13 protein-coding genes and 2 pseudogenes are annotated in these 11,282 nt (G+C 69.9%); 9 read left to right on the plus strand and 6 right to left on the minus strand.

All coding sequences use genetic code 11. From position 1 onward, the window contains the following. Positions 1–87 precede the first annotated feature (87 nt). The 4 genes from AC0B61_RS35445 (at position 88) to AC0B61_RS35460 (ending at position 3,385) form a co-directional block, all read left to right on the plus strand. Positions 88–513 (plus strand): hypothetical protein, encoded by a 426-nt coding sequence (locus tag AC0B61_RS35445; RefSeq protein ID WP_471746388.1) that lies wholly within the window; start codon positions 88–90, stop codon positions 511–513. Positions 514–1,247: 734 nt separating this feature from the next. Next, positions 1,248–1,460: a hypothetical protein gene (locus AC0B61_RS35450; protein WP_471746390.1), complete on the plus strand. Its 213-nt coding sequence runs from the start codon at positions 1,248–1,250 to the stop codon at positions 1,458–1,460. Between the two features lie 59 nt (positions 1,461–1,519). Further along, positions 1,520–2,182: a DciA family protein gene (locus AC0B61_RS35455; protein WP_471746414.1), complete on the plus strand. Its 663-nt coding sequence runs from the start codon at positions 1,520–1,522 to the stop codon at positions 2,180–2,182. A gap of 60 nt (positions 2,183–2,242) precedes the next feature. After that, positions 2,243–3,385 carry a Fic family protein gene (locus tag AC0B61_RS35460; RefSeq protein WP_471746392.1) on the plus strand — a complete coding sequence of 381 codons (1,143 nt, stop codon included), beginning with the start codon at positions 2,243–2,245 and terminating at the stop codon, positions 3,383–3,385. 59 nt (positions 3,386–3,444) lie between these two features. Here AC0B61_RS35460 and AC0B61_RS35465 read toward each other — a convergent pair whose 3' ends face one another. Beyond that, positions 3,445–4,728 (minus strand): hypothetical protein, encoded by a 1,284-nt coding sequence (locus AC0B61_RS35465; RefSeq protein ID WP_471746394.1) that lies wholly within the window; start codon positions 4,726–4,728, stop codon positions 3,445–3,447. Between the two features lie 8 nt (positions 4,729–4,736). On the opposite strand from AC0B61_RS35465, the pseudogene AC0B61_RS35470 reads away from it, so the two are divergent. The 3 genes and pseudogenes from AC0B61_RS35470 to AC0B61_RS35480 form a co-directional block, all read left to right on the plus strand. Then, positions 4,737–5,870 (plus strand): annotated as a pseudogene (locus AC0B61_RS35470) (Mu transposase domain-containing protein); the annotation flags it as partial. Beyond that, positions 5,867–6,223, plus strand: a pseudogene (locus AC0B61_RS35475) (ATP-binding protein); the annotation flags it as partial. The pseudogenes AC0B61_RS35470 and AC0B61_RS35475, both read left to right, overlap by 4 nt. Positions 6,224–6,353: 130 nt before the next feature. After that, the gene (locus AC0B61_RS35480; RefSeq protein WP_471746396.1) at positions 6,354–6,842 is read left to right on the plus strand and encodes a hypothetical protein; all 489 of its coding nucleotides are present in this window, start codon (positions 6,354–6,356) and stop codon (positions 6,840–6,842) included. Between the two features lie 16 nt (positions 6,843–6,858). Here AC0B61_RS35480 and AC0B61_RS35485 read toward each other — a convergent pair whose 3' ends face one another. Together AC0B61_RS35485 and AC0B61_RS35490 are read right to left on the minus strand one after the other, a co-directional pair. Beyond that, complete coding sequence (locus AC0B61_RS35485; RefSeq protein ID WP_471746398.1) at positions 6,859–7,287, minus strand: DUF6262 family protein; 429 nt, start codon at positions 7,285–7,287, stop codon at positions 6,859–6,861. Beyond that, positions 7,284–7,466: a hypothetical protein gene (locus AC0B61_RS35490; protein ID WP_471746400.1), complete on the minus strand. Its 183-nt coding sequence runs from the start codon at positions 7,464–7,466 to the stop codon at positions 7,284–7,286. Before AC0B61_RS35490 ends, AC0B61_RS35485 begins: the two co-directional genes overlap by 4 nt. Positions 7,467–7,475: 9 nt before the next feature. On the opposite strand from AC0B61_RS35490, the gene AC0B61_RS35495 reads away from it, so the two are divergent. Together AC0B61_RS35495 and AC0B61_RS35500 are read left to right on the plus strand one after the other, a co-directional pair. Continuing rightward, a complete protein-coding gene (locus AC0B61_RS35495) occupies positions 7,476–7,781 on the plus strand; it encodes a hypothetical protein (RefSeq protein ID WP_471746402.1) in 306 nt (101 codons plus the stop codon). An 80-nt stretch (positions 7,782–7,861) separates the two neighbouring features. Beyond that, positions 7,862–8,299 (plus strand): contact-dependent growth inhibition system immunity protein, encoded by a 438-nt coding sequence (locus AC0B61_RS35500; protein ID WP_471746404.1) that lies wholly within the window; start codon positions 7,862–7,864, stop codon positions 8,297–8,299. Here AC0B61_RS35500 and AC0B61_RS35505 read toward each other — a convergent pair. The 3 genes from AC0B61_RS35505 to AC0B61_RS35515 all read right to left on the minus strand — a co-directional run bounded on the left by AC0B61_RS35505 (position 8,294) and on the right by AC0B61_RS35515 (position 10,907). Continuing rightward, positions 8,294–8,947 carry a hypothetical protein gene (locus tag AC0B61_RS35505; RefSeq protein ID WP_471746406.1) on the minus strand — a complete coding sequence of 218 codons (654 nt, stop codon included), beginning with the start codon at positions 8,945–8,947 and terminating at the stop codon, positions 8,294–8,296. The genes AC0B61_RS35500 and AC0B61_RS35505 overlap by 6 nt on opposite strands. Continuing rightward, a complete protein-coding gene (locus tag AC0B61_RS35510; protein ID WP_471746408.1) occupies positions 8,944–9,132 on the minus strand; it encodes a hypothetical protein in 189 nt (62 codons plus the stop codon). The genes AC0B61_RS35505 and AC0B61_RS35510 overlap by 4 nt, the downstream gene beginning before the upstream one ends. Positions 9,133–9,362: 230 nt before the next feature. Continuing rightward, entirely contained in the window at positions 9,363–10,907 is a 1,545-nt protein-coding gene (locus tag AC0B61_RS35515) for a hypothetical protein (RefSeq protein ID WP_471746410.1), read from the minus strand. Between the last annotated feature and the right edge of the window lie 375 nt (positions 10,908–11,282).

Raw genomic sequence — 11,282 nt, forward strand, 5'->3', positions numbered from 1 at the left:
GCGCGGCTTCTCGCCACCGTGCTCCTGCTCGCGGTGCTCGGCGGGTGTTCTTCCGCCGGTCCCGCTGACAGGAGTGACACACCACCCGTGAAATCCAAGGACGACGCCCAGACCTGGGCCCAACAGATCACCGAGCACATGGCCCGGACCGCCGGGATCGAGACCGACCCCGCGACCATCGACGCGCTCTTCACCCCGTGCACCGGCAAAAACGGCGAAACCGCCTCCGATGACCGGTACATCCTGATGTACAGCGTGAAGAGTTCGGTGCCGCGAGCCCAGCACCCGGAGGTGGTCAGAAAGGTCCGGGACATGCTGGCCGGCGAGGGCCTGACGGTGCAGGGCTACCGCGAGACCGTGGACGGCAAGCCGGACGCGCTCGTCGACGCCTACCACCCCAGCAGCCGGTACCTCGCCACGGCGGAGACCTCGGGCAGCGGAGACCGCATGTACCTGAGGGTCGTTACCCCCTGTCTACTCCCTCCTGCCGAAGAACCGTCTCCCACGTCCTAACGCCAGCCACCCGGCAAGGTGTGAGAATGGTGAGGCCGCAGCTGGGGCGGCCTCACCATCGGAACGCGCGTCGCCTGCCCTCCCGACCAGACCGGGAACGGGCGGCAGCTGCGAACCGATGCGGACCGAGGCCGTGTGGACGGCTGGGCGCGGAGCGCTCCGCTACCGCACCCTGGCCAGCGCCCGGATGCGCTGGACCATCCTTCGCTGCCGCCTGGACTGCGCCGCCGGATCCGCCACCAGGGCCGTGGCCGGCCCCGCCATCGGACCGTCACCGCACCGGCCGGACCGTGACCGGTCCGGCCGCTACCGCCGGCGCCCACCCCGAACCGGTAGGTCCGGGCTGGCCGCTGCTGGATGAGTGCGGGTTACAGCCCCCTGAAAGTTATCCCCACACAGAACTTCCAGGCCTCTACGGCCTGCCAGGCCCAGACATCTGTCCGGGCCTTTTGCTTGGCCCTGCTGGCCGGGACCGGTGCACTAGCACCGGTGATAGCGGTCTGGCCCCGCCCATAGGGCCAGACCGCGAGGTGTACGTAGGCGGTTCGGCAGAGCGACGGCTCGCGGTCGGCCCCGTGGCGGGCGGGGGAGTGGTAGCTGCGTTGACCACTCTGTTCTGGGGATCTGAAACAGTGGCGGGCCTCGGCTGGCCCTGCTGGCCAGGGCCAAACCGCTATCACTGGTGGTAGCGGTCTGGTCTCTCCGGTCCGGGCCGGGCTGCGAGACTGGTGATCATGACTGACCGCCGCAGGCTCTCCCTGCGCTTCTCCGAGTCCCCCACCGACGCTCCCGTGCCCGCTCAGTCCGGCGGGCGCCGACTGCTGCCGGTCGAGCAAGGCGCCGACTTCCGCCAGCCATCCAGCGAGACCGCGGCCGTGCCCGCTCCGGCCCGCCGTCCGCTCGCGGCTGGCGGCTTGACCTTCTCCGACCCGGACTGGCAGATCTGACCGGCCCTACCCGCCAGCAGATCGCCCGCGCCGGCCGGGACGCCCGCGAGCCCTCCGCCCTGGCCGCCGTCGTCCCCGCGATGGCCTCCGCCCACGGCTGGGTGCTCGGCACCGCCCAGGGCACCATGCGCGACAACTGGGCCCAGCTCGTCGGCACCGAGGCCGCCCTGCACTGGTTCCCGGCCGGGTTCAACCCGGACACCCGCACCCTGCGCGTCACCGTCGACTCCCCGGCCTGGGCCACCAAGCTCCGCCTGGAGCAGCGCCAGATCCTCGACCGCCTCAATCAGGCCCGCCCGGACACCGTCCGCGCTCTGGAGATCCGCGTCGGACCGGCCACCACCGCCCCGGCACCCGACACCGACCCGGCCGTCCCGGCCCCCCGGCACAACGACCAGGCCGCCGCGCCGCCGCTCGCCGACAGCCCCGCCTACCAGGAGCTCCGCCAGCAGATGCGCCACAACGCCGCCGCCCGCCAGGCCGCCGCCGACGAAGCCGCAGCCACCCGGGAGGAGATCCTGCGCCGCCACTACAACAAGCTGCGCGAACCCGAGCATGCTCACCGTTTGCCGGTCCAGGACGAGCAGGCCCTGGCCGATGTCGCCCGCGCCCGCCGGCTCCGCGACAGCCACCGCGCCGCCCTCGCAGTCGCCCGGGGCGGAGCCGTCCCGCTGCGCATCGCCCGCCAGTCGCAGCCGGCTGCCGCCCGCGGTGCTGCGTAACCAGGACCGAGGCTCGGCAGTCTGGATTGATGAATGATAGGAGCTGGGTATCATTGATTCATGCTGTATCAGACGCCCCGCCTTGAGTCCGTCGACCATCAGGTCCTGGAGCACATCAACTCCATGCGCGATCAGCTGCGGCACGCGGTTCAGCAGGCCCCCATGAAATGGACGCTCGACCTGCGCAAGGCCCTCACGGCCAGCGCCATCGCGGCCTCGAACACCATCGAGGGCTACCGGGTCGATGTGAGGGACGTCGCCGACCTGATTGACGGCGAGCGCGAGGTTGAGGCCAGCGACGAGAACAAGACGGAGACCCTGGCTTACCAGCAGGCCATGACCTACATCCAGTCCCTCCACGATGCCGCTGACTTCCGGTACAGCAAGGAACTTCTCAACGCCCTGCACTGGATGCTCCAGGGCCACCACCACCCGCTCAAGACCGCCGGGCAGTGGCGCAGGACGGCCATCCGGATCACGGCCCCCGGTGACGAGCTCGCCACGGACTACGAGGGACCGGATCAGGAGCTGCTGCCCGGTCTGATGGGTGAGCTCGTCGACTGGCTCAACGAGGGCGACCTCGAAAGCCACGTCCTCGTGCGGGCCGCGATGGCGCACCTCAACCTGGTGAAGATCCATCCCTGGTCGGACGGCAACGGCCGGATGTCCCGCTCTCTGCAGACCCTCCTGATCGCCCGGGGCGGAGTCCTCGCCCCCGAGTTCTCCTCGATCGAGGAGTGGCTGGGGATGCCCGGCAACACCTGGGAGTACTACAAGGTTCTGCGCGAGGTCGGCGGTCCGGTCTGGTCACCCCAGCGGGACACACTGCCGTGGATCAAGTTCAATCTCCTCGCCTACCACCAGCAGACGCAGCGGGTCCAGCGCCGCGTCGACCGGTCCAACAACTGCTGGACGCAGCTCATCGAGGCGGCTGACCGGTACGGGATCACCGAGCGGCAGACGACCGCTCTGCACGAAGTGGCGATGGTGGGGCGGGTGCGCCGCTCGCGCTACGAGAAAGCCGAAGCGATCAACACTCAACAGGCGACGAGGGACCTGCAGGCCCTGACCAAGGCGGAACTGCTGACAGCGGTGGGGCAGACGAAGGGCCGTCACTACATCGCTGGGCCCCGCTTTCCCCAGGAGGTCCTGGAAACCGCCCAACGGCACCACACCATCGTCAACCCGTACGCCGCCACGTAGAACGCGGTCCGCGATCGATACGGAGGCCGGCCCCGGTGGTGGGGCCGGCCTTCTCGGCTTCAGCGCCGGGTGTCCAGGTGGTTCCGCCGTGCGGCGACGAAGGCGCGCCAGCGGTTGCGGACGGTCTCCTCGTCGTCGAGCCACAGCGTGGTGGACGGTGCAGGCAGCGGCCGGCCGGCCATGAAGTGGGCGATGTCCAGGTAGTAGGCGAAGTCGCCGCCCGCGGTGGCCTCGCGCAGCCGGGCGATGGTGGCGCTCAGGTCGTCCTCGGCGCCGCGGACGGCATGGTGGAAGGCTAGGGAGGTCTCCAGCAGGGGGATGAGCCAGGGCAGGCCGGCGACGTCGATCTGGGCGGGCAGGACGGCGGCGCGGTCGGCGATCTCTTGGTTGTCGGTGCCGGCGTCGCGGACCAGGCCGGCCACGTGGGCGTGCAGCACGGTGGCGCGCTGGTCGAGGGGCTCAAGGTACTGGCGGGCGAGGTCGATCTCCTCGCCGGCCCGGTCGGGGTCGGTGAACGCCGTGACCAGGGCCAGGCGGGTCTGCGCGATGGCCCGCTCACCGTGTGCGCCGTGCTGCTCGGCCTCCGCTCGCCCGTCCCGCAGGGCTTGTGCGGCCGCGGTGAAGTCTCCCTGCGGCCACAGGATGTCGCCCCGGACGCGGTGCCGGCGGCTCTTCCACGTCAGCGTGGAGGCGGCGGCCAGCGCGGCGGGAAAGTCACCGTGAATGCGGGCGAGGTTGGCGATGCCGCGCTGCGCCTGTGGGGCGAGGCGCCCGCCCTGGGTGGTGACGTGGCGCATGCCCTCGAGAGACGCGGTTGTCCTCCCGAGGTCCTTGTCGGCCTTGGCCCGGTAGTACACCGCGAGGTCGGTCAGCTCCTCGGACAGCAGGCCGCTGTCCAGGACGGCGCTCAGGCGGCGGGCGGTCTGCGCGCGGTGTTCGTGCTGGCGGCGGCTGATCGCGGTCAGCAGCTCGGCCAGGGCGTCGGCGGGCGTGTCCGCGGCCGGGCCGTCACCCTGTGCGGGGGCGGGTGGGGCGATGGGCTCCCACACCGAGTCGTCGATGTAGGCGTGGGCGGCGTCGGTGAGCCAGGTGAGGTCGTCCAGGTGGTGGTCTCGTGCGAGGCGCAGCCCTTGGCGCAGGCACGCGACGAGCCAGGCCCTGCCGGCTTCGGGGGAGTGGGTGCGCCACTGCCCGCCGAGCGCGGCCAGGGCCCGCTCTGCGGCCTGGTGCCAGTCGGCCGGCGTCCAGCGGTCCGCAGCGTGGGTGTCGTCGGTGCGCAGCGCGGTGCGGATGGCGCCGTGCAGGTGGTAGGGCCAGATCGCGTAGGGGTCTTCACTGATCATGGGCCGCTCCACGAGCCGGCGGGCGGCGGACCTCGCTGTGGTGCGCGTGGCTGGCCTGGTCCCGCTTCCGGGTCGTGATCCCGGTCTGGGACAAGACCCTGCCCACGATCACCGCCTGCCTCGATGCCACCTTGCGCAGGATCGGCGGAGTGCCCGCCTACGCGCTGACCGACAACGAGAAAACGGTCAGCACCGACCACATCGCCGGGATCGCGGTCCGCAACCCGGAGATCGTCGAGGTCGCCCGGCACTACGGCATGACCATCCGCACCTGCCTGCCAGCCGACCCGGAGACCAAGGGCGGCAGCGAGGCAACCGTGCGGATCGCCAAGGCCGACCTGGTCCCCAAGGACGTCAACCTCCTTGAGGAATACCGCAGTTTCGCCGTGCTGGAGGCGGCCTGCCGCAGCTTCTGCGAAGAGGTCAACAACCGCGTCCACCGCGAGACCCGCCGCCGACCGGTCGAGATGCTCGCCGAGGAACAGCAACGGCTGCACCCGCTGCCCAAACAGCCCTTCACCGTCGCGTTCGGCACCACCCGCCGGGTCAACTGGGACGCGACGATCTCGGTGGAGGCAGTGGGCTACTCAGTCCCGCACCCGCTGATCGACACCCGGGTCTGGGCCCGGTTCCACGGCGACGAGCTCATCGTCACCGCCGTCCAGGCCGACGGCACCGCCTCCGAAGTGGCCCGCCACCAGCGCGGCACCCCGGGCAGCCCGGTCATCGACGAGGCCCACTACCCCGAGCGCGAGAACAAGGAGGGCGACCGCACCCCGCGCGCCACCAGCGCCGACGAGGCCGCGTTCTTGATGATCGGACCCGGAGCCGCCGCCTGGCTGGTCGAGGCGGCCACCGCCGGCACCCGCAGGGTCAAGGCCAAGATGGCCGAAGCCGTTGCGCTGTCCAAGCTCTTCCCCGCCGCCCAGGTCGACCGGGCCCTGGGCACCGCCGCGGTCACCGGCCGCTTCGCCGAGAAGGACCTGCTGTCGATCCTCGACTACCAGGCCAGACACGGCATCCCCGAAGCAACCCGCGCGAGCGAGGCCCACAGCCTGCAGCCCGGCACCTCCGCCTGGGCCCGCTTCGGCCCCACCACCAGCAGCGACGCGACCGACGACGAACAGGACGACCTTCGATGACGACCCCGCTCCGCAGCGTCCCCGGCTCGGCAGGCGATCCCCTGAACGAGGCGATCGCGCTGACCCGTCGCTTGAAGCTGCCTCACATCCGTCGCGCGCTCGGCGACTTGATCCCCACCGCGAAGGCCCAGCGTTGGGACCCGGCCGAGGTCGTCCGTGTCCTGCTGGCCGAGGAGGCCGCCGGCCGCGACCGCGCCAACCTGCACACCCGCCGCAAGCGGGCCGGGTTCCCCGCCGGGAAGACGTTCGGCGACTGGGACGAGACGGCATCCTCCATACCCCGCGCCACCCAGGACGCCCTCAAGACCCTGGAATGGGTGAGGCGCCGGGAGAGCCTTTGCGTCTGCGGACCGCCCGTTATCTGGGGGTCAAGCGCTCGGTCCAGGCAATCGCCCTGGTGGTGACGTCGAAGACATAGATGTAAGGGGTTAGCCAGCATAAAGTCCCTGTCCTGCGACGGGGTCCTGTCCGTAGGATCTCGGCATGCCCGCTGACGAACGCGTGACCCGATCCTCGTTTCGCAAACCCCTCCAGTCGATCATGGTTCCCACGGCGATTGGCGTCCTGCCGGACCGGATCTGGTCGGATGAGGAGTGGGAGCGCATCCAACTCGGTTACCGGTCCCGGGGTATGGATGAGAAGTGGAACGTTGTCGTTGAGGGCGATGTCGTGTTCCTGCACCGGAGCTGGACCGGCTTTGGCGTCTTTGAAGCGACATTCGCACCTGTCGAGGGCGGTGGCTGGCGGATCGCCTCAGCCGTCGTGGAAGCTGGCCGCGGGGGCCTGCATGGGAACTCGACCGACTATGACTGTCTGATGCTGGAGCTGGTGCTCAGCGCAATAGTTCTCGGGGAGCCGGCGAGAGAGCTCCGGGAGAAGCTGGTGGAGTTGGCCCGCGAGAGGTCCGGGAATACGGATGTTGCCGCTGGGGCTGTGCAGCACAGTGCCTTGGGTCTGCGTTCGGGTTCGTAGGTTCGCTGCCCGCAGGTCAGCTGGGCTGGACCTGGCCAGGCAAGCCGCGGCGGTTGAGTTCGCGGCGGAGGTCGAGGTTCTCGCCGTGGGCCTGTTCCAGTGCGTCCCGTAGGGCCTGGATCTCCTGGCGGTGCTGCTTCTTGAGCCGGGTGATCTGGCTGGTCAGGGCGAGGATGAGGGTGCTCTCCGCGTCCGCCGGGATCGCCGGTGCGGGGAGGGGGCGGGCCTGGGCTCGCAGCTGTTCGATGCGTCCGCGCAGGTCGGGGTGGTTGTAGAGGAAGGCGTGGGAGACGCTGGCCTCGCGCTGGACGGCCTGGAAGGTGATCGCCTCGCCGCGCTTGATCAGCCGCCGAATGGCTTGCTCGGCGGCCTGGGTCTTGGCCTGCGACTTCGCCTTCGCGGCGGCGGTGAGGGTTTGCGTGCGCTTGGAGCGGGGGTCGGTCACGGCCGGGTCCTTCGGTGGCGGTCGAGGTCGAGAGTGAGAGCGACGGGTCCAGTGGGGCCGGTGCCGCAGCCGGCGCCCTGGACCGCGCGGCCGGGCTTGGCGCAGATCGTGTCCAGCAGCCTGGTGAGGGCCGCGTGCTCGGCCCGGCGCTGGAGGAGCCAGACGTTGTCCTCGGGCATCGGACGGCCGTGACGTTCCTGGAATGCGGTGGTGGCGCGGTCGATCAGCGCCGCTGTCTCGGCCAACTGCCGCTCCAGGGCGGGCTGGTGGGAGGCGTCGGTGACGAAGACCGAGCAGGTCAGGCAGGCGTTTCCCTTGTCGCAGGTCTGCAGGGGCGGCAGCAGGCACCAGCCGTGCGGGAGGAATCGGTCAGCGCGATTGAACAGGTGGAGGCTGTCGTGGTCGTCGTGGGAGAAGACGACGCGGGTGCCGTCGGCCCGCAGCTTGGCGGTGGCCAGGAACGCCTGCTCGGCGTGCTCCTGGCGGGCGGCTAATGGTGGAGTCGGGTATTGGAAGTGTCCGAATGCCTCAGGCCGCGCTCGCGACGAGAGAGAATCAACCGGTGACTCGACCCGTGAACCGCGACCGCTCCCTCGAGGAGCTTGAACGCGACCGCTGGCCAGCCCCTCCAGCTGACGCAACCCGTCTCGTCGCAGTCGCGCATGTCCTCCGGCGTCAGCCGATCGGCGAGCTGACCGTGGAGGACATGCGCTTGTTGATCCGACAGGACGTGGGATTGCGGTATCTCCTTCCGATAGCGCTGGAGCTTCTGCGGGAGAACCCGCTGACAGAGGGCGACTTGTACCCGGGTGATCTGCTCTCCGCAGTCCTCACCAGGGATCCAGCGGTCTGGAACGAGTCTGCCGGACTCCGGCACGAGCTTCGCGTGATCGTCTCGGAGCTGGTCGACGTGCCACCCGCCCTCCAGCGAGACATCGAACGGTTCCGGACTGCAAGTTGCTGTCACGGGCCAGCCGTCATGGGCGGCAGGGTTCTGTCCGTCGGTTCATGAGTCCCACTGGTCGCAGTACTCGATGTGGATCTCGCGCGCGTCGCCGAGAATGCCGTCGTTGGAGTGGAGCTCTGTGCAGAAGTACGGGTAGCTGGGATGGACGGGGACGTAGCTGGGACCGTTTCGGGCGACGTTGAGGAAGTGCCGGGCGGTTTCCCTGAACACCTTCGCGCTGCCGGTCATGAACAGGGTCTCGGCGTGGAGATGCTGGTGGAACAGGTCTCGGTTCTCCCGGTAGTGCCGTGCCTCGTGGTCAATCACGGCGTCGCCTGTACGTCCCGGATCGGGCAGCGCCACGGTCTGCGGACGACCCGGGCCGAGTCGCCCGCGCACCGCCTTCCATTGTGACGGCGCGAACTGGAGCGAGTGATGCAGCAGCACGAGATCAAGCTGACGCATGCCGCCTTCGGGCAGTTCGCGGGAGGGGGCTTGGTTGCCTCGCATCGGCAGGTGGACCAGTGAGCGCGGTGAAGAGGCAGCGAGCGTCCATAGACCGCCGATTCGCCGCGCGGCGTCTTGATCGAGATAGGCGTCCAGGTGCCGATCGTGGTCGGCGAGCACGGCGTGGATCAATGGCTGGGCTGGTCGGATGACTTTGAACTCCACGGCGCCGAGCCGTGCTTGGTGGATGGTGATGGGTAGCTTCATCGGTTCTCCGGGACACGGCGGCTGACGTCGGCGGCGTAGGCGGCCCAGTCGCCGGCGGATGCCTTCTGCCACTGGACGGCGACTTGGATGTGGATGCCGAGCATGCGGGCCAGGATCGCGGCCGGGACTTCCTCGGCGAGGGCGAACAGGGCCGTTGACCGGGCCTGGCCAGGTTGGATCCCCATGTTGATCAGCCGTTGGCCGAGACGAGCGGCGCTGATGTGCTGGCCTGGGCGTTGGCCGGGAAACAGCCAGGGCGTCTGGTCGGTATGTCCGATCACTGTGAAGGGGCGTCGCGTGGCGATCAGGTCGAGGACCAGTGCGGCGAGCGGTTCGGGCAGGACCGTCGGGGCGGTCCCCAGCCGGATTGCAACCCGGCCGGTCGCCTCGCTGACCTGGTCGACGGTGAGGGCGCTTATCGTGCTGAGCCGTTGGGCATAGAAGAGCAGGAGAAGTCCGGCGACCCGTCGGCGGTGGTCAGCGTTGCGTCGTGGAGGAGTCTGCGGGCGTCGTCCCAGCGGCCTTCGGAATCGTGAGGGCCGACCGGGCCCTGCCAACGCTCGGCGCCGAAGGTCAGCCCCTTTGCCAGCCGGTTCTTGGTCGCCCAGCGGATGAAGTGGCCGGTCTGGTCCCGGTAGCTGAGGTCCTCGCGTGCTTTCCACTGATCCAGGTCGGGCTGGGTGCAGGTGGTGAGGGTCAGACTTCTGCTGGTCAGCCAGTCCAGGAAGTTGACGGCGGCGGTGATGTGGCTGCGGACGTTAGCCATCTGCAGGTGGGTGGCATGGCCGGCGCCGACGCGTTGCCGCAGGCGTCGGAGGTGGTGCCAGACCGCGTAGCGGTGAAGCATCGCCCGTTCGTCGTGGTCGCCACGAGATGCGACGATCCGGGCAGTCCAGCGCTCGAGTTTGACGAGCCGCTCGTCGCGGTCAGGCAGCATGCCTCCGGCGACGAGGACGGCCCGCAGATGGTCGAGGGTCTTGCCGGCCGCGAGCTCGTCGAGGACGTCATGGGTCACCGCGCGCTGGTCGGCTGCAATCTCCTTCAGCAGCCCGGTGACGACCGGCCGCGACAGCCAGGCGACTGCGGTGACCGGCCGGTCGATTCCGATCAACGCCGCGTGCAGAGGGGCCAGTTCATGGCGAACGGACCCGTCGGGGCCGGCGAACACCTCGTCGGCGCGTTGCGCGAGAGTGCAGCGATGGCACGGCCGGTGCGCGCTCGTCTGCCAGGTGGTTTTGCAGACCGGGCATCGCTCCCAGAAATCGGGATCGGGATTGAGGCACTTCGCGCACAACGGCGCCTTGCGTGTACCGCCGCGGATCGAGGCGATGGTGTGGCAACCGCTGCAACGGGCCCACCATGATTGGCACCGGTCGCACCACGGTTCGCCGGTCGCGGCGGAGATCTCGCAGAGTGTCGATCGCCCGCAGATCCCGCACGTCGCGGCGGTGCGAGGCCGGCAATGATCGCACCACGGGCCGTCCGGGGTTCGGGCCGCGACGCGCCGTCGCCGCCCGCAGCCACGACAGTCTTCGAGGTTGATCGGATCGCTGCTGAGGCAGTTCGGACACAGCGGACGGCCCTCGGCATCGCGGGTCGCCGGTTCACGGACCGCTCCGCACCCGGCGCAGGGCACCGCCCGGTGGTGCGCGAAGCAGGTCCGGCAGATCCGCTGCCCGTCCAGCAGCTTCGACAGTGCCACGGTCCGACCGCAGCGCGGGCACGACGGTCGCGCGATGTTGCTGGCGCCCGCCGCGAGGAGTTCGTCGATGAAGCGCAGGACCGCCGGGGTGGGGGCGTCGCTGCCCGCGCCGGTCAGCAGCGACGGCTGGTTCACGATCGCCCAGGCCAGCCGACGTTGCCCGGCCGGGCGGACCGTCGCCCGACCCAGTGCAGCCCCGACGTCGGCCGGGTCCAGGCCCGGGGAGATCATGGTGACGGCTTCCGCCAGCAGCACCATCGGGTCGCCCTGGTCGTCGGGGCATTGTTCGCAGCGAGGCTGTCCGTGACGGTCGCGGGTGCTGACTCGCCGCTGGTCTCCGCAGGCGGCGCAGGTTTGGGCCGTATCGCGGCAGGGCGAGCAGAGCAGGTATCCACGCCGGCTGATCATGTAGGTCAGCGTTCGTCCGCATTCACCGCACCGTGGAGCGGCTATCGACGTTGCGCCGGCTGCCCGCAGCCCTCGCAGGAGCTGCCCGACCGACCACGCGACCGGTGGGCCACCGGTCGTCAGCACCTGTTGTCCGCGTACTCGTCGAAGTGCTCAGTCAGGTACAGCTGAACGTGCTCAGCTTGACGTCTGACCGGTCGCTCGGGTGTCGGATGGATCACCTAC

This window comes from Kitasatospora sp. NPDC023385 (assembly GCF_055664045.1).